Source organism: Sphingobacterium sp. UBA5639, from assembly GCF_002421245.1.
Classification (GTDB): Bacteria; Bacteroidota; Bacteroidia; order Sphingobacteriales; family Sphingobacteriaceae; genus Sphingobacterium; species Sphingobacterium multivorum.
Window position 1 is genome coordinate 103,364 of sequence record NZ_DIJR01000031.1, and the last position, 18,609, is coordinate 121,972.

18 protein-coding genes are annotated in these 18,609 nt (G+C 39.1%); 3 read left to right on the forward strand and 15 right to left on the reverse strand.

The window, feature by feature from the left end; translation table 11 throughout:
• Positions 1-47: 47 nt before the first annotated feature.
• Positions 48-2,006: a DNA topoisomerase (ATP-hydrolyzing) subunit B gene (gene gyrB / locus B4Z90_RS20015; protein WP_070564980.1), complete on the reverse strand. Its 1,959-nt coding sequence runs from the start codon at positions 2,004-2,006 to the stop codon at positions 48-50.
• 191 nt (positions 2,007-2,197) lie between these two features.
• Between gyrB and B4Z90_RS20020 the strand changes: the two genes are divergently transcribed.
• Entirely contained in the window at positions 2,198-2,815 is a 618-nt protein-coding gene (locus B4Z90_RS20020; RefSeq protein ID WP_286803133.1) for an OmpH family outer membrane protein, read from the forward strand.
• A gap of 88 nt (positions 2,816-2,903) precedes the next feature.
• A complete protein-coding gene (locus B4Z90_RS20025) occupies positions 2,904-3,809 on the forward strand; it encodes a CorA family divalent cation transporter (RefSeq protein ID WP_070564974.1) in 906 nt (301 codons plus the stop codon).
• Here B4Z90_RS20025 and tsaB read toward each other — a convergent pair.
• The 5 genes from tsaB to mscL all read right to left on the reverse strand — a co-directional run bounded on the left by tsaB (position 3,804) and on the right by mscL (position 6,025).
• Positions 3,804-4,511 (reverse strand): tRNA (adenosine(37)-N6)-threonylcarbamoyltransferase complex dimerization subunit type 1 TsaB, encoded by a 708-nt coding sequence (gene tsaB / locus B4Z90_RS20030; protein ID WP_070565305.1) that lies wholly within the window; start codon positions 4,509-4,511, stop codon positions 3,804-3,806. The two genes, B4Z90_RS20025 and tsaB, sit on opposite strands and share 6 nt — an antisense overlap.
• A 14-nt stretch (positions 4,512-4,525) precedes the next feature.
• Entirely contained in the window at positions 4,526-4,780 is a 255-nt protein-coding gene (gene yidD, locus B4Z90_RS20035) for a membrane protein insertion efficiency factor YidD (protein WP_083295891.1), read from the reverse strand.
• Positions 4,743-5,159: a ribonuclease P protein component gene (locus tag B4Z90_RS20040; RefSeq protein ID WP_070564971.1), complete on the reverse strand. Its 417-nt coding sequence runs from the start codon at positions 5,157-5,159 to the stop codon at positions 4,743-4,745. Before B4Z90_RS20040 ends, yidD begins: the two co-directional genes overlap by 38 nt.
• 60 nt (positions 5,160-5,219) lie before the next feature.
• Positions 5,220-5,378: a 50S ribosomal protein L34 gene (gene rpmH, locus B4Z90_RS20045; protein ID WP_075991291.1), complete on the reverse strand. Its 159-nt coding sequence runs from the start codon at positions 5,376-5,378 to the stop codon at positions 5,220-5,222.
• Between the two features lie 239 nt (positions 5,379-5,617).
• Positions 5,618-6,025, reverse strand: coding sequence for a large-conductance mechanosensitive channel protein MscL (mscL, locus tag B4Z90_RS20050; RefSeq protein ID WP_046673978.1), 408 nt, complete (start codon positions 6,023-6,025; stop codon positions 5,618-5,620).
• A gap of 278 nt (positions 6,026-6,303) precedes the next feature.
• On the opposite strand from mscL, the gene B4Z90_RS20055 reads away from it, so the two are divergent.
• Complete coding sequence (locus B4Z90_RS20055) at positions 6,304-6,945, forward strand: response regulator transcription factor (RefSeq protein WP_070564968.1); 642 nt, start codon at positions 6,304-6,306, stop codon at positions 6,943-6,945.
• Between the two features lie 29 nt (positions 6,946-6,974).
• Here the strand turns inward: B4Z90_RS20055 and B4Z90_RS20060 are convergent, their stop codons facing one another.
• The 9 genes from B4Z90_RS20060 to mraY form a co-directional block, all read right to left on the reverse strand.
• Positions 6,975-8,117 (reverse strand): sugar phosphate isomerase/epimerase family protein, encoded by a 1,143-nt coding sequence (locus B4Z90_RS20060; protein WP_070564965.1) that lies wholly within the window; start codon positions 8,115-8,117, stop codon positions 6,975-6,977.
• 88 nt (positions 8,118-8,205) lie between these two features.
• Positions 8,206-9,903 (reverse strand): cell division protein FtsZ, encoded by a 1,698-nt coding sequence (gene ftsZ, locus B4Z90_RS20065; RefSeq protein WP_286727280.1) that lies wholly within the window; start codon positions 9,901-9,903, stop codon positions 8,206-8,208.
• A 140-nt stretch (positions 9,904-10,043) separates the two neighbouring features.
• Entirely contained in the window at positions 10,044-11,420 is a 1,377-nt protein-coding gene (gene ftsA, locus B4Z90_RS20070) for a cell division protein FtsA (protein WP_070564959.1), read from the reverse strand.
• A 25-nt stretch (positions 11,421-11,445) separates the two neighbouring features.
• On the reverse strand, positions 11,446-12,282 hold the full coding sequence (locus B4Z90_RS20075) for a cell division protein FtsQ/DivIB (RefSeq protein WP_286752453.1): 837 nt from the start codon (positions 12,280-12,282) through the stop codon (positions 11,446-11,448).
• Positions 12,275-13,630, reverse strand: coding sequence for a UDP-N-acetylmuramate--L-alanine ligase (gene murC, locus B4Z90_RS20080; RefSeq protein WP_286803135.1), 1,356 nt, complete (start codon positions 13,628-13,630; stop codon positions 12,275-12,277). Before murC ends, B4Z90_RS20075 begins: the two co-directional genes overlap by 8 nt.
• 7 nt (positions 13,631-13,637) lie before the next feature.
• Positions 13,638-14,741 (reverse strand): undecaprenyldiphospho-muramoylpentapeptide beta-N-acetylglucosaminyltransferase, encoded by a 1,104-nt coding sequence (gene murG / locus B4Z90_RS20085; RefSeq protein ID WP_286803137.1) that lies wholly within the window; start codon positions 14,739-14,741, stop codon positions 13,638-13,640.
• 13 nt (positions 14,742-14,754) lie between these two features.
• Positions 14,755-15,954: an FtsW/RodA/SpoVE family cell cycle protein gene (locus B4Z90_RS20090; protein ID WP_046673971.1), complete on the reverse strand. Its 1,200-nt coding sequence runs from the start codon at positions 15,952-15,954 to the stop codon at positions 14,755-14,757.
• A 30-nt stretch (positions 15,955-15,984) separates the two neighbouring features.
• A complete protein-coding gene (murD, locus tag B4Z90_RS20095) occupies positions 15,985-17,358 on the reverse strand; it encodes a UDP-N-acetylmuramoyl-L-alanine--D-glutamate ligase (RefSeq protein ID WP_070564947.1) in 1,374 nt (457 codons plus the stop codon).
• Between the two features lie 2 nt (positions 17,359-17,360).
• Positions 17,361-18,605, reverse strand: coding sequence for a phospho-N-acetylmuramoyl-pentapeptide-transferase (gene mraY, locus B4Z90_RS20100; RefSeq protein ID WP_286803138.1), 1,245 nt, complete (start codon positions 18,603-18,605; stop codon positions 17,361-17,363).
• Positions 18,606-18,609: the final 4 nt, after the last annotated feature.

Here is an 18,609-nt window from a genome sequence, read left to right on the forward strand (position 1 = left end):
TGAAAAAATTTCATCAGGCTTTTTCTATTCTTTTATGATCAGATCAATTAAATATCAATTTTCGCATAACGTGCATTTTTCTCGATAAATTCACGACGCGGGGCAACTTCGTCGCCCATCAACATCGAGAAGATACGGTCACATTCAGCTGCATTTTCAATTGTCACCTGTCTTAAGGTACGCGTTTCAGGATTCATGGTTGTATCCCATAACTGCTCAGCATTCATCTCTCCAAGACCTTTATAACGTTGTACGTGTACACTATCTTCTTTACCTGATCCTTTCAAACGTTGAATCGCATTGATACGTTGGTCTTCATTCCAAGCGTACTCATGCTCTTTCCCTTTTTTCACCAAGTATAGCGGCGGTGTAGCGATATATACATATCCTCTTTCGATCAATTCCTTCATGTATCTGAAATAGAATGTCAGGATCAAAGTTGTAATGTGGGACCCATCCACATCGGCATCGGTCATGATGATGATGCGGTGATAACGTAACTTTTCAAGATTCAGCGCCTTAGCATCTTCGGCTGTACCCACACTGACGCCTAAAGCTGTAAACATGTTTTTGATCTCCTCATTTTCGTAGATCTTATGTTCCATTGCTTTTTCGACGTTCAGGATCTTACCACGTAAAGGCATGATCGCCTGATGTTTTCTATCACGACCAGACTTGGCAGTACCACCCGCAGAATCCCCCTCGACAAAATAGATCTCACATTTTGTAGGATCATTGTCTTGGCAATCGGCCAATTTACCAGGAAGTCCGGAGCCTCCCATAACGGTTTTACGTTGTACCAAATCACGGGCTTTACGTGCAGCAGCACGTGCTTGAGCCGCAATGACAACCTTTTGAACGATAGATTTTGCCTCACGTGGATTTTCTTCCAGATAAACGCCTAAGATCTCACCTACGGCAACATCTACAGCCCCCATGACTTCAGAGTTACCTAATTTCGTTTTGGTTTGCCCTTCGAATTGAGGTTCTGCAACCTTCACTGAAATTACTGCTGTCAATCCCTCACGGAAGTCATCACCTGTAATTTCTACTTTTAAGTTCTTAAGCAAACCTGACTTGTCCGCATACGCTTTCAAGGTACGAGTCAAACCACGACGGAAACCTGCAACATGTGAGCCACCTTCAATCGTATTGATGTTATTCACATAAGAATGGACATTTTCAGAATAGGTATCGTTATACTGTAAAGCCAGTTCAACAGGGATACCTTGTTTTACGCCTTCAACATAAATTGGTTCTGGAATCAACGACTGACGGTTACCATCCAAAAACTTCACAAACTCTTTCAGACCGCCCTCTGAATAGAATGTCTCTTTCTTTTCAGAACCGTCTTCATTTGCTTCACGCTCATCATTCAACGTCAAACTCACACCTTTATTTAAAAAGGCAAGTTCACGAAGACGATTGGCCAATGTATCGTAATTATAAACCGTTGTCTGCGTGAAAATCGTCGCATCTGGATGGAATGTTACAATAGTACCCGTCTTATCCGAAACACCAACTTCCTTCACATCATATAAGGGTTTACCTATTTGGTATTCTTGCTGGAAAATCTTTCCATCGCGATGAACCTCGGCCTTCAAAAGAGTAGACAGCGCATTCACACAGGAAACACCGACACCGTGCAGACCACCAGAAACCTTGTATGTATCTTTATCAAATTTACCTCCGGCGTGCAATACGGTCATTACAAGCTCTAGAGCTGATTTATTCTCTTTTTTGTTGATCCCTGTAGGAATACCACGACCGTTATCCCGGACAGAAATCGAATTATCTTTATGGATAGTAACGAAGATATCTGTACAATATCCCGCTACAGCTTCATCGATTGAATTGTCAACTACCTCGTATACCAAATGGTGCAATCCTTTTACACCGGTGTCACCAATATACATGGATGGACGCTTACGAACCGCCTCTAAACCCTCTAATACCTGAATATTATCGGCCGAATAGGTGGATGCATTTTTATTTTCTTCGCTCATTGAAAACCTCTTAAATGTAATATTCAAAAATACGAAATTTTGGCCGATTTATCAAGTCCATAAGGAAGTATTGAGCCTATATTCCGAATTATAATACCAGGGATAATTTTACTTTTTTATTACTAAAAACTAGAATTTCGATTTTTTTATGTTAGGTTTGTTTTCAGTAATAATTTGCAAATAACAAAAAAATGAACACTATATTTTCAATTGTATCGAAAGTTTCCTTTGGCCTTTTATTGGTTGGAACTATTGCATCATGTAACCAAGGTGCAAAAACAGCAAACGAACCTACAAAAAATGATTCCAATACGGTAAGCAAGGAGAGCCAGGGAAGTAACAAAGATAAAATCGTCTATTTAAATTCGGATTCACTTTCTGAAAAATATCAATATTTTAAAGACATTAAATCAAAGCTTGAAAACAAAGTAAAGAAAGCACAAACAGATCTGCAATCCAAAAGTACTGCGTTCCAACGGGAAGTTGCCGAATATCAAAAAAATGCCGCTACAATGTCTGCTCCTGATAGACAAGCTACGGAACAAAAACTGGCACGTAAACAAGATGAGCTTGCACGTTTAGACCAAACAGCTTCTTCTTCCATTGCAAAAGACGAGTCTGAAGAATTCAACAATGTCTATAATAAAATTACTGAATTCCTGAAAAAGCATGCTGCAGAAAATGGCTACAAGTTGGTGCTGACTTATTCGAAGACCAACCCAACTGTATTGTATGCCGACCCATCTTTGGAAATCACGAATGAGGTAATCAAACAGTTGAACGAAGAATATAAATCTTCAAACAAATAGAAGATCATCACAATTAAGGAAAGCCATCGACTAAGTTGATGGCTTTTTTTATTTTCTTTCTTATCTTGTCCTTACTAAAATTAGATTTATGGTCAGAACGATTGTTGAAAAAGAAATCGCAAACTACGAATGGATAGATATAGCTGAGCCAACTTCAGAAGACTTCGCCTTCATCAAAGAGCGCTTCAATTTGAATGAAGCTTCGATCAAGGATTCCAAAGAACCAGAACATCTACCTAAAATTGAAGAATTTGAGAATTATACTTTTGTCATTCTTCGTGTCATGTCGGACAATTTCAAAGAAAATTCAGACAGTATCGGAGAAATCACCGATCGCCTGACCATCTTCTATGGAAGTGATTTTGTGATTACGGTACACAAACGTCGCATCGAGTTTTTAGAAAAACTTAAAAATATTGAATTCACGTCCATCAAGACAAGAAATAGCCGTAAACTGGCTGTATTTATCACGACTGCAGCTGTATTTACCTTTAGCCAAACGTTAGAGCAACTTTCCACACGAATCGATGCTTACGAAGAATTGATATTCCTCAAACGCATGAAACAACAGCCGATACTGAAAAATCTTTATTTTATCAAAAGGCAGATTGATGTTGCGCGAAAGGTCATCTTTCTCTACAGGGAGGTCGTCGAGCATTTTCATTCTTCGTCAAAAAAAGATGTCTATACCCGGGATTTAAAAGATCTGCAGGTCCGGACATCAACCTTGTACGAAAACTTATCGGAAAATGTAGCTCAACTGCTTAATGTGTATTTCAACATCTCATCTAATCACACGAATGAGATTATGCGTATCCTGACAATTTTCTCCGTATTTTTTATGCCCATCACTTTTGTGGCAGGAATTTATGGAATGAATTTCAAAAATATGCCCGAACTTGAATGGTACTATGGATATCCAGTAGCCATGGGGATCATGGTGGCCATATCCCTTGCCATTTATCTGTGGTTCAAAAGAAAAGGTTGGCTATGATAAGCCAACCTTTTTCTTTGCCGTAGTAACCAAAAAATCTTTAAGATAGAATGGCTCGAAATAAGCAACATCCTCAAACTCTTTCCGCTGAAATTTATCAAAGGCCAACGTCGACAGAAAAGCCGCGGAATCATCAAATCCGCTCAATACATTGACTCGATCCGTTGCGTTGAACAAATCTTCAAATTTATCGGCACCCGAACCAAATAAATGGACACGATTGTAGTTCAGCAATAATTCATTGAAATAATCGAAATCGATAATTTCTGCTGATGTTGCTTTCACCAATGCAGCATTATGGTCATAAACAGCTGTATACACTTCCATACGACGGGCATCGATCATGGGAAGATAAGCATCACCTGCTGTTAAACCAAATTGCTCCTTATACCCTAGAAACAAAGCTTCTAACGTATTAATAGCGATTAAAGGTATATCTAACGCATAACAGAGACCTTTGGCCGTAGATACCCCTATACGTAAACCTGTATAAGAGCCAGGTCCCATGCTCACCGCCACAGCACTTAAATCCTGCATCGTTCGGTTAGTCTGTTTAAGGACTTCGGCGATCAAAATAGTCAATTTAGCCGCATGAGCATTAGGTTCATCGAGATCGAGAACCTGTAACGTTTGACCATTTTCACTCAAAGCAACCGAGCAAATCGTGGTTGAAGTATCAATTTGTAAAATTAAATTATTCATCGTCATTATAGAAATCAAGGTACAGGATCATGCCCGTGGCCGCCCCAGGGATTGCAACGTGCAATTCGTTTCAAAGCCATCCACCCACCTTTGAAAGGACCATATTTCAGAATCGCTTCCTTACCGTACTGAGAACAGGTAGGTGTATATCTACAATTAGCGCCTAAAAACGGTGAGATAAAAACTTGGTAGAAACGAATAATAGCCAAGAAAATAAAACTAAACAAGGGTCTAATCCCCTTTTTCCAAATAAACTTCAGCACATTCATCCTGCAATTTTTTCAGCATTTTATTCATTGCGGTGCTAAACACATCATACGCTAAGATCTGCTTGCCTACATATTGAATAGCTAGATACAAAGTTACATTATGTTTCAACAAAAACGGAATCAAATCATTCGATTTTTGTAAACGGTAACTCTCACGCATCATTCGTTTAATCGAATTGCGATCAACTGCTCTTTTGAACCTACGTTTGGATACGGAAATAATAGACTGACTGGAGGGAATATCGTCAGCCTCATTGTTTTTCTCGAAGATAAAAACAATTCTAAATGGATACAAGACAAAAGAAGAACCGCTTTTAAAAAGCGTATCAATACGCCTTTTCGCACATAACCGTTCTTCTTTTGTAAATGTATTTTTCATACGATGACTTAATCTTATTAGAAAAAGCTCTTATAAGCGGCCACCGATCCTTGTCAAAGATTAACCTTTGTGACGGTATTCGTCAGACACTGTAAGACGTTTTCTACCTTTAGCTCTACGTGAAGCTAATACTCTTCTACCGTTTGCAGAGCTCATGCGCTCTCTAAAACCGTGTTTGTTTCTTCTTTTTCTTTGCGATGGCTGAAATGTTCTTTTCATGACGCTATTATGCTAATTTGTTCTTACTTCAATTAATACAAAACTCCCCAAGAGGAATGCAAAAGTAAAGTTTATTTTAGACAAAAACAAACAATATTACGAACATTTAAAGTTAATGTAAAACGGATAAGCTAATTTATTCAGCTACAGCTTCAAAAAACAATTTTTCAACTACCGTAAAATAAAAATCAGCACAGTTTGACTGTGCTGATTTTTATAAATGAAGTATAAACCCTGCCCTATTTATTTTTCAGAATATCTCTGATCTCAGTCAAAAGCGTTTCTTCTTTTGTCGGTGCTGCAGGGGCCGCCGGAGCTGCTTCCTCTTTACGTTTCAACGAATTTAAAGCCTTAATAACACAAAAAATACAGAATGCTACAATTAAAAATTGAATAACCACATTAATAAAGTTTCCATAATTAATAGATACTTCAGCTTGTTTAGTCGCTTCATCAGCAGCTTTCAAAATCAATTTTTTGGATGAAAAATCAACACCCCCAGTTAAATAACCAATGGGTGGCATGATAATATCATCAACCAATGAGGTAACAATTTTACCAAAAGCTCCACCAATGACAACACCGACAGCTAGATCTACTACGCTGCCACGCATTGCAAACTCTTTAAACTCTTTTAAAAATCCCATATTTAAATTTTTTAGTCCATGAATTATGACAAAACTAATATTTGTCACATAAATCTAATTAAAATATGCTAATTTTTTATCGTTAAACTCATATTGTGCTATATTTTCTAACCCATGTCCTATTTTATAAAAAAGACATGTACGCCGCACCCCACTAATTTTTATTAACTTTAATTTCTTATATTTGCCCGTTAACTAGTAAAATATCAAGATATATTGTATATTGTTAGTACTTTATTTCATACAGTAATTAAAGCCCAGCATCAGATAGCATATCTATGAAAAAGATTCTTATAGCAGACGACCACGGCATTGTACGATTAGGAGCCTCCGTTATTATTAAAGAAACTCTTCAAAAAGCAGAAATATTCCAAGCTGAAACCTTTGACGAGGTTCTTGAAAAAATAAAGGTAGAGGATTTCGACCTATTATTATTGGACATTAATATGCCGGGAGGAAATAATATACGTGTCGTTGAGGAAATCCTTCAAATTCGGCCAAGCATTAAAATTTTGATTTTCTCATCTTATGACGAATCACTTTATGCTTTACGTTATATCGAAGCCGGAGCAGTAGGCTACCTAAACAAAACAACAGCTATGGCTGAACTTTCCAATGCTATTTTGGCTATTCAGGATAGAGGAAAGTATATGTCGAGCAACGTACAGGACCTATACATTCAGAAATTGACGCAGAGTAAGTCTGAGCTGACAAAACTAAATCCGTTGGCACGTTTGTCAAATAGAGAGGTGGACGTTGCTAAACAATTGATAAAGGGACTGGGGATTATTGAAGTATCTAGCTTGTTGGACTTAAGCCCTTCAACAGTGAGCACGTATAAAAGCAGAATCTTTGAAAAACTCAATGTTTCTAATATTCCTGAACTTATCGAACTGTTCAGAATACACTCCAACAACTAGTCATTTTGTTGGAGTGTATTTTTATCATACTAAATTAACTCATCCATCGTAACAACAGGAACATCTTTTACGTTCAGATCTTTTAAAGGTTGAGATTTCTTATAAGAATACCCCACCTCTGCTTCTAAATCCCATAGCATCGGTGCCAAAAAGTTAAGACAGGTTGTAAAACCTTGAACCGTTGCAGAAAAATCACCCGTGTCTTTCGAGTTTTTAGCTTCATTTTCGATCTCAAAGGGACCACTGAAACCACGCTCTTGCAATAAGTCAACAAACCCGCGCCAATCCATACTGTCAGATCCGCCAAAGCCTGGCAACATAGCTTCGTAATGATGTCTATCCCAGTCGTGGCCCGGTATACTTACATTCGCTTTTTTAGCCAATTCGGCGTCAACATGCTGCATGGGATACATCCCGCCCCAATCAATACGTGCAGCAGTCTGTAGATTACGCGTAGTCTTCACATGTATACGTTGTAAGCGCGTGATGTCCGTATTACGAATAACGTCTATTGGGTTTGTATTTTGCCAGACATCATGTGAAGGATCATAGATCTCACCATGAGCCTTACTTGGTATCATCGCATACATTAATTTACGAGCAGCAAGCACTGCTGGAAGATTGTTATAGGTAGAGCTATAACGTGATGAGCGCCATCCTTCCATTGGGCAGTTCTCATAAAGGATCGTTACACCTAAACTCTCTGCATAATTAACAATGGGCGCAAATACACGCTTGTATTCTTCAAGATTTTTCTGAAATCCATCAATTTGATTGCCCAATTCATGATTGTAGCCCACAAATGTCCCTACCTTAACGTTATTTGCATCACCTCCCAGCAAATGTGCAATACGGATCAATTTCAATAAATGATTTTGATTCTTCACTCGTTGCTCAGGATCTCCGCCAATCATATTTTCAAAAGCACCAAGCGAAAGTTTTAAATCAGCCTGATTGAACAGCTCAATGATTTCCCTCGCTTTTGCAGGAGTAAAATCATCATAATCCAAATGCGTTGCGGTATGATCTTCACGGGTACCATCTTTTCTAAACACACAAAGGTCTATCCCCCCTGCTCCGATTCTTTTGGTCGTCTGAATCAACTCTGGTAAGGATAATTTATCAAATGCAGAACTCATTACCCATACAGGGTTATTTAATTTTGTCGTCATAGCTTGTATAATTGTCTTATTTCGGTATTTAAAGATACTAAAAAAGCCATCCGATTGGATGGCTTTTTGTTATTTTATGGTGAATCAATTAGTCTACATTATCATGTAGGAAAGAATTGTTCGGTCTAATTTCAGTATTTCCGTCTTCAAAGGAAAGTGTAAAACGAGACACCTGAGATTGTGAAGAATGCGGTGTATCTTCCAATGACATTTGTTTCCGCTTATAAGCAGGCTCGTTTTCCAACTCATGTAGACCATTAGAAGATTTTAGTTTCATGCTCAATTCTTTAAGACGCAAGATGCGTTCTTTTGTACGAACCAGCTGATCTTCAAACGAAACTTGCTCTTCTTCTACCTGAGGGACTTCTACTTGCTCATTTGTTGTACTTGATGAAAATGTAGGTTTTTCCTCATATCCTGACGCAGAAGGAGCTGTGTAAGAATCAAACACTGTTGGCATCTGGAATTGAAACACTGACGGTGAGGTTTTCAACTGAAAATCACTATCTCCAAATGTAGTTTCCTCTTCATAACCACCATCAAAACCCAAATCATGACGTATTACCTGTGGTTCCTCAACAGCTACCTGTTGTTGTACCGCATTTCTGGGCGAAGTGAACAAGTCAGATTGCAAATTATTTGGAGTAGAAGTATTTGTAGAAGGTGCTGGTGTATCCACACGTTGAACCGGAGTTACGAAACTATTCGTAGCTGGAACTTCTCTTGGTGCTACCTGAGAAACAGGTTTGATAAAAGAATTAGCCGGTTCAGCAGTTAAGGGCATAGACACCTTTGTATTTTCACGTTCTTTATCACGTTCTTCAGATGTTTGAAAACCAGTGGCAATAATTGTTACTGACAATTCGTCTTCAAAATTCTCATCAATACAGTTACCCCAGATCAAATCTGCTGACAAACCAGCTTTTTCCTGAATGTAATCTGTAATGATCGCAACTTCATCCATAGTTACTTCTTTCGTTCCAGAAGTAATATTCAATAAAATATAGCGAGCACCTTCAATCTCATTGTCTTTCAACAATGGAGAAGCTAAGGCACCTTCCACTGCACGTAATGCACGATCTTCACCTTCGGCAACAGCATTTCCCATTATGGCAACACCACTATCGTTCATAACAGTGCGAACATCTTTAAAATCGACGTTTACATAACCAGGGATAGTTATTATTTCGGCGATACCTTTTGCCGCGGTAGTCAATATATCATCTGCTTTTGCAAAAGCCGCAGTCATCGTCAAATTACCAAAGATCTCACGAAGGCGGTCATTTGAGATCACAAGATAAGAGTCTACATATTTACGTAATTCCGAAAGTCCTTCCTCCGCTTGTGAACGACGGCGTTTACCTTCAAACGTAAAGGGCGTAGTTACAATCGCAACAGTTAAAATACCCAATTCTTTGGCAGCTTTCGCTAATACAGGACTAGCACCGGTACCAGTACCACCGCCCATACCAGCTGTAATAAACAACATCTTGGTATTGGTACCCAACATACGTTTGATATCTTCAATACTTTCGATCGCTGAATTTTCACCTACATCAGGATCTGCTCCTGCTCCCATTCCTTCGGTCAGACTTATCCCCAATTGAACTTTATTTGGGATCGGGCTCAATTCCAATGCTTGCGCATCAGTATTACACACGATAAAATCTACCCCACTAATTCCTTGTTTATACATGTGGTTTACGGCATTGCCGCCACCACCACCAACCCCAATAACCTTGATTATTGAAGATTGTTCTTTTAACATTTCAAACTGTATTGACATAACTTATCCCTATTTAACTTACAATGAAGATGATATCAAAACGAATCAAACCCACTATATGTAATGTAATAATAATATAATTTCAACAAAAGTTTTCCACATTTGTTAAATTGTGGAAAACTTCAACTATTGTGGAAAACTTACTTCTTATCTAAAAAACTTGCGTCATCGATTTCATTACCGTCTTTGATAAAACGTTTGAACCATGACAATAATCCTTGCTCCTTTTGTTGCTGTTCAGAAACTTCTTTTGTTGTCACCGTAGCGGCCTGCACTTTTTTAGATGGGGCGTGCATTTCTCTCCGGCTATCTTCCTCTTCCTCGTGCGACTGGATTCCCTTGATCAACAAGCCGATACTTGTTGCATACAACGGACTTTTCAATTCCTCAAACAACGGTTTTGGTAAAACCTCATTCTTAGAAAGATATTCATTCGGAAATCCGATACGACAATCTATTCCAGTAATATATTCAACAAGTTGTACCAAATGTTTTAATTGAGCACCACCACCGGTAATCACAATACCACCGATCAGTTTATTTTCATATCCAGAAGATTTGATTTCATAATACACGTGCTCAATAATTTCCTCCATTCTAGCTTGGATGATATAAGCTAGGTTTTTAACAGAAATTTCTTTTGGTTCACGACCTTTTAATCCGGGCACGCAAATCACCTCATTTTCTTTGTTTTCATCAGCTAAAGCTGATCCAAAGCGAGTTTTCAACAATTCAGCTTGGGAACGCAAAACAGAACATCCCTGACGGATATCTTCTGTGACGATATTACCGCCTAAAGGAATCACGGCTGTGTGACGAATAATTCCTTCATGGAAGATGGCAACATCTGTGGTTCCACCACCGATATCTACTAATACAACACCAGCATTTTTTTCGTCTTCATCCAATACAGCTTCTGAAGACGCTAAAGGCTCGAGAATCAATTCAGCAACTTCCAGATTGGAATTATCAATACATTTTTTGATGTTTTTAATATCAGTTACACGTCCCGATATAATATGGAAATTTGCTTCAATACGACGCCCCGCCATACCGATAGGTTCGCGAATCCCCGGCTCGTTATCTACCGTAAATTCCTGTGGTAAAACATGTATAATTTCTTCTCCTGGAGGCAGTACCAGTTTATACATATCCGAAATCAGTCGTTCGATATCGCGTCGAATGATTTCGTCGTCACCATCGGTTTTGGTAAATATTCCACGGTGTTGAATACTTTTGATGTGTTGGCCAGCAATTCCCACATTCACCACTTTAATATCCACATTGGACTGTGCTTCGGCTATCTCAACAGCCTCTAAAATACTTCCCACAGTTTTCTGGATATTAGCAACTACTCCGCGGCTTACACCGGCAGAGTCCGCTTTCCCCACACCTAATAATTCAATTTTGTTTCCTGAGCTACGTCTCCCAACCGTAACACAAATTTTGGTAGTACCAATATCGAGTCCCACGATAATTGGGTTTTCTCTTTCAATTTCTGCTGCCTTTGAGTTCATAATTTCCTGTATTGTTGCTGTATTACTATAATGTATTATTTGCTACTTTTTTTGTTTGATCGCCTGAAAAACTCCAGTTTCCTCGTTTTTCACAGATGATCTGACCTCCATATTTCACATTGACAACACCGTAAGCATTTATACCTACCTTTGGCATGATCTGCGTATAAAAGGTCTTTAATAATTCAAATTTTTGTTCCAATGAATCTGCCGATCCAACAATTAATTGCTGTGTCCCTACACGAGGTACAAGTTCAATATCCTTATCCGAGTTCACATATATCTGCACAACCTGATTACTCCATAATTCGTCATTTTTGATAAATTCAACGACCTTAACCAAATCTTTAATCAATGGTGTTGCTATGGTATCCAGTGCTTCATTATATCCTTCTGCGATATTCCCTGTTGCAACCATGATGTGCGGTATATACTTCAACGTTGTCGGTATCTTCAATCCTTTGGGGTCAACATAAAACTCCTTTCCATTTTTGTTGATGATCCGCATAACAGCCTCGCGCTGATTAATATTAATTCTGATCGTACCATCCATATCGGCATGTATACTGGCATCGGACACATAAGGTAATTTACGTAAGGTTTTTTCAACTTTCTGAAAGGGAATTCCATTGACTTTCTTTCCCACGAAACTACCATAGTTATGTTCTATTAACTTAGAGATATCCGCCTGATCAATAAAGGCTTCTGTACCTTCAATGACAATCTTAATATCTTTACAAACTTGCTGCTCATCACGTTTCCCCACAATAGTCATAATCACGACGACAACAATTACACCTATAAAAAATAGTGTAAAGTAGAGGACACGATTCCATTGTATGTTACGTAATTTTTTAAGCATGCTCTAAAATTGCCTGTAACGGTTTAACCAATTTGTCAATATCACCTGCCCCAACTGTAACAATCAGTTCCGGCTTTTCATCGCGTGCAAATTCCAAGACTTCTTCTGCAGTTACAAGCTGTTTTTCCGCTGCCGTAATTTTATCCAATAACCAACTCGAATTGATCCCTTCAATAGGAAGCTCCCGTGCAGGATAGATTTCCATTAACAACAGCTTGTCAGCCATGGACAATACCTCGGCGAAACCATCCACAAAATCCCGCGTACGCGTAAATAAATGCGGCTGAAAGACCACATTTAACTTTTTCGTAGGATACAATTTCCGCATCGAAGTTAAAAATGCACGCAGTTCCTCTGGATGGTGCGCATAATCATCAATATACACCGCTCCAGGTTTACGGACAATATATTCAAACCTTCTTTTCACGCCTTTAAATGTCGTCAACGCTTTCTTAATAGCTTGGTCTGCAATTCCAAGTAAACGGGCTACCGCAATCGCAGCTACCGCGTTTTCAACATTGTGGATACCAGGGATACCCAAATGAATATCATCTATTCGTCCATTGGTATCTTTGTAATCAAAAAAGAACTCTCCATCGCGTACATGCACATTGGAAGCATATGCATCAGCGATTTCATGGCCTGAATAACTTATTTGCCCCTCAAACTCGAGGCCTTTTTTTATAATACGTGTACCTCCTTCAACAACTTTATCCAAGAACATTTGGAACGATTCAAGCAAATGGCTCCGATCGCCATAAATGTCCAGATGATCCGCATCAGAAGAAGTTACTATTGCGATATTGGGGTGAAGCGTCAGGAATGAACGATCAAACTCATCAGCCTCAACCACAACTGTATTATTATTTCCATAAAGCACATTGGTACCGTAGTTAGAACTGATTCCACCCAAAAAGGCCGAACAGTCGTAGCCCGAATCTTTCAATACATGTGCCACCATTGTAGAAGTTGTCGTTTTACCATGTGTACCAGCAACCGCTACTGTAAATCTACTCTCACTAATGATCCCCAAAACTTGAGATCGTTTATAGAGCGTATGTCCTTGTGATTCAAAAAAAGCTTTAATCTTCGAATCTTTAGGAATAGCCGGTGTAAAAATGACTAATGTCTCCGTCGTAGGTACGTTAAAAATAGCATCAATCGTGTTGATATCATCCTGATAGGAGATCGCAATCCCTTCCTTGACTAAGGTTTTAGTCAGCTCAGTTTCTGTACGGTCATATCCATTCACCTCACAGCCCAAATGCTTAAAATAGCGTGCAAGGCCACTCATGCCTATACCACCTATTCCGATCAAGTAAACTTGTTTTATTGCATCTAGATTCATACTTCGTCTATTTTTTTTTAACCAATTTATACACCTCCTCGGCAATCTGCACGTCAGCATTCAACTTACCGAGTTTTTTAATATTCCCACTTAATTGTGCGACATGATCTGCGTCTTTTAATAAAGTTAAAGCAGCAGGTATTAAGTCTCTTTGTGCATCACTATCCTTCACCAGTAATGCAGCGCCTTTATTGACCAATGCCATTGCATTTTTGGTCTGATGATCTTCGGCCACATTGGGTGAAGGCACAAGGATAACAGGTTTTCCAACCACACAGAGCTCAGAGATGGTACCGGCTCCAGCACGGCTAATAATCAAATCTGCCGCAGCATAAGCATAATCCATGCGCTGAAGAAAGGCCAGCATCTTGATATTACCTGGAAGTTTACCTGTCAACTCCGCCTGTAGGTTTTCAACATAGAAACTACCGCATTGCCAAATCAGCTGCACTTCTTCCTCCTTTAGCTCATTCAGGTAAGCAACAACACTTTCATTTAATGTTTTAGCCCCCAAACTACCGCCAAGTACCAAAATTGTTTTTTTGTGTGGATCTAACGCAAAGAACGCTAAGGCCTCCTCTCTTTTTCCCGCTATCGCAATAGACTCGCGTCTTATTGGATTGCCGGTGAGCAATACTTTGTCCGTAGGAAAGAATTGCTCCATCCCCTCATAAGCCACACATATTTTTGCAGCCTTAGCACCAACTTTTTTGTTGGTTACACCAGCATAGGAATTCTGTTCTTGCACGACTGTTGGCACCTCCAGCTTATTGGCCATCATTAGCAATGGACCTGAAGCAAAACCACCTACCCCTACAGCCACATCCGGTCTAAAATCCTTAATTATGCTTTTTGCTTTATTTAAACTTTTCATAAGCTTAAACGGCAAAAAGATATTCTTCCACAGCTGCTTTCTATTGATTCCCTGAATGTCGAGTCCAACAATCTTATATCCTGCTGCGGGCACTTTATCCATTTCCATCCGGCCATTGGCACCCACAAATAGAATTTCATTTGCAGGATCCATTGCCTTCAACGCATTTGCAATTGAAATCGCCGGAAAGATATGTCCTCCGGTTCCACCACCACTGATAATTACGCGAATTGCCATGCTTAATTTATTATTATGCAGGAATAGATCCTATAACCACTTTTTTCGGTTTAGGCTTTTCATCCAGCTCTTCTTTACCTTTTAATTCTTCAATATTTCTACTCACACTCAGGATGATTCCCAAGGCGACACTCGTAAATAAAATCGAGGTTCCTCCCATACTCACTAGAGGAAGCGGAACCCCCGTTACTGGTCCCAATCCGACGGCAACAGCCATATTGGCCAAAGCCTGAATTGTCAAACTAAATCCCAAACCCGCAGCCAGAAAAGTACCAAAAGCTTTGGGACTCATCGTGACAATACGTATACATCGATACATAAATGCCAAATACAGAAATAGCAGAATCACCCCCCCGACTGTTCCATATTCTTCAATGATAATCGCGTAAATAAAATCGGAATAAGGGTGCGGCAACACATTACGTTGCACACTATTTCCCGGTCCTTTTCCAAAAAGCCCACCAGTTGCTATAGCAATTTTCGCATTGTTTGCCTGATAATTTTTATCATCCTGGAAGGATACCGTTTTATCCACTTTTTCAGTATGAAAAAAAGATTTTACCCGGCTGATATAAGTCGTTCTACGGGGACCAAAGAAGATAACCATCATAAGGAGCACCCCTCCGCCACAACAAACAATGGCAATCTGCTTAAAACTAATCCGTCCGATCAAGAGCAATAAAACACTCACGCCAAACAGCATCAATGCGGTAGATAGATTGGCCAAGGCAATCAGAATAAACACACCACACACCGACCCCATAATGGGTAAGAACGATTTTTTCACATCTTTGATCTCTTCCTGCTTTCGGGATAACATCCTTGCAAGAAAGACGATAAGTGACAACTTTGCTAAATCCGATGTTTGAAAGGTCAAACCTATACCAGGGATAGTCAACCAACGACTAGCTTCATTAACTTTACTTCCGAACAACAGCGTAAACAACAATAAAGGGATTGTAATACCCATCATTATTTTGGATATACCCGCATAATACCGATAATCTAACTTGTGAGAAAGATACATCAGGACAAAGCCTATGGCAATAATAGAGAAATGCTTTAACAGATACATTTCAGTCCCTTTCCCTTCTTTATAAGCCAAGGTACCCACCGAACTGTATACAGCCAAAAGTGACCATCCCGATAAGATAATCACAATGATCCATATCCATCGATCACCCTTCAATTTAGACATTATATTCTGTAGCATATCCTTCCTCCTCTTATTGGGTTACACCATTTATAATTCCATTACAGCAGCCTTAAATTTATCGCCACGATCTTCATAATTCTTAAACCAATCAAAACTAGCACAAGCAGGAGACAATAAGACGGTGTCACCTTTTTGAGCTAAGTGGGACGACAATACCACGGCATCTTGCATGGAGGTACTGTTGACAATAATCTCCACATCTTGTTCAAATGCTTTATGAATTGCAGCCGTATCTTTTCCTAAACAAACGATAGCGCGCACCTTGTCTTTGACCAAATCAGCAAGCATACTGTAATCGTTTCCTTTATCCACGCCCCCCAATAACAACACGATTGGTGTAGAGAAACTTTCCAAAGCATACCATACCGAATTTACATTCGTCGCCTTTGAATCGTTAATGTAATTTACACCGCCGATACAGGCTACATGTTCAAGGCGATGTGGAATATTCACATACGATCCCATACTTTCTTTCATCACTTGATTTCTCAATTCCTGCACTTTCGCAATTAACCCAGAAGCCATGCTATTATAAATATTATGCTTCCCCTGCAATGACAATTCCTCAGCTCTCATAGTGAATGTATCGTTATTTGGTGTATTAATAATTATTGTTTTGTTGGCATTTAAATAAGCCCCCAATTCAACAAGTTGTTCTTGTGTAAAAGGCAAATAGGTCCCTTTACTATGATGTCTTTCCAATCCTTTAACTGTTTCCGGATCGTCCAGGCAGTATATAAAATAATCCTTCTCCGTTTGATTCTGAATCATTCTGAATTTTGAATCCACATAATTTTCCATTTTATGGTCATAGCGATCCAAATGATCAGGAGTAATATTCAGTATAACAGCAACATCTGCTCTAAAATGGTACATATCGTCCAGCATAAAGCTCGATATTTCCAATACATAGCAATCGAACTGTTCTTTAGCCACCTGCAATGCAAAGCTTTTCCCGATATTACCTGCCAATCCGACGTTTAAACCGCCATGCTTAAGCATTTCATAAGTCAACATCGTCGTCGTAGACTTTCCGTTTGACCCTGTAATACAGATTAACTTTGCATCCGTATATTGCGCCGCAAATTCAATTTCTGCAATCACAGGTATATTCTTTGCTCTCAATGCAACGACCAATGGTACGGTCGCTGGAATACCAGGGCTTTTTACAACCAGTGCAGCATTCAAGATACGGCCTTCGTCATGTTGACCTTCTTCGAAAGCTATTCCCTCCGCTTTTAGTTGTTCCTTATAGTGGTCTGCAATAAGCCCTTTATCTGACACAAATACATCAAATCCCTTTTCTTTCCCAAGAATCGCCGTTCCAACACCGCTTTCGCCTGCCCCTAAAATGACCAGACTTCCAGATTGAGGATAATATGTTGTTGCAATATTTGACATCATTATCTAATTTTCAATGTTACAATAGTAAGAATGGCCAATATGATTCCTACAATAACAAAACGTGTTACAATTTTCGCTTCATGATACCCCTTCTTCTGAAAGTGATGGTGCAATGGTGACATCAAAAAGATCCGTCTACCCTCACCATATTTCTTCTTCGTGTATTTGAAATACGACACCTGAAGAATAACCGAAAGATTTTCCAACAGAAACACACCACACAAAATTGGGATCAATAATTCTTTCCGGATCAAAATAGCAAAGGCAGCAATAATACCGCCGATCGCTAAACTTCCCGTATCACCCATAAAAACTTGAGCAGGATACGTATTATACCATAAGAAACCTACGCAAGCGCCAACAAATGCCCCAGCGAAAATCACGAGTTCTCCGGAATTGGGGATATACATAATATTGAGGTAATCTGAAAAGATCACGTTACCCGACACGTACGCTAAAATGGCTAAAGTAACACCAATGATGGCGGATGTACTCGTGGCTAAACCATCGATACCGTCCGTAATATTTGCGCCGTTTGAAACTGCCGTAACGATAAAAATAACAACAACTAAAAAGACGATAAAAGTCAGATAATCGCTCTGTAGTCCAAATATTTTAAACACCTTGGCATAATCAAACTCATTATTTTTATAAAACGGAATATTCGTCTTCGATGATTTTACGTTTTCAGCGTAGGTCTTCTCACCTGTACCTTCATTGATAACCACTTCAACAGGCTTGGTAGAGGTTGGTTTATCGACCCCTTTTCGAACTACGATATCTGGATGAAAGTACATCGTACAAGCAATTATTGCTCCCAAGCCAACTTGTCCAACAACTTTAAACTTACCAGCTAAGCCTTCTTTATTATGTCGAAAGACCTTGATATAATCATCTAAAAATCCAATTGCGCCCATCCAAAGTGTTGTCACAATCATGATAATCACATAGATATTCGTCAATTTAGCAAATAACAAGGTAGGGATAAGAATACCTGCAATAATGATGATCCCACCCATTGTCGGCGTACCAGCTTTCTTTTTTTCTCCTTCAAGCCCCAAATCACGAATTGTCTCTCCAACTTGCTTATTATGCAAGAATTGAATCAATTTTCCCCCAAAAACCGTGGTAATAATCAATGAAGCGATTACAGCCATAGATGTCCTAAAAGAGATGTATTGAAGCAAACCTCCTCCAGGTATATGAATATATTCGCTAAGCCACGTAAAAAGATGGTACAACATATTT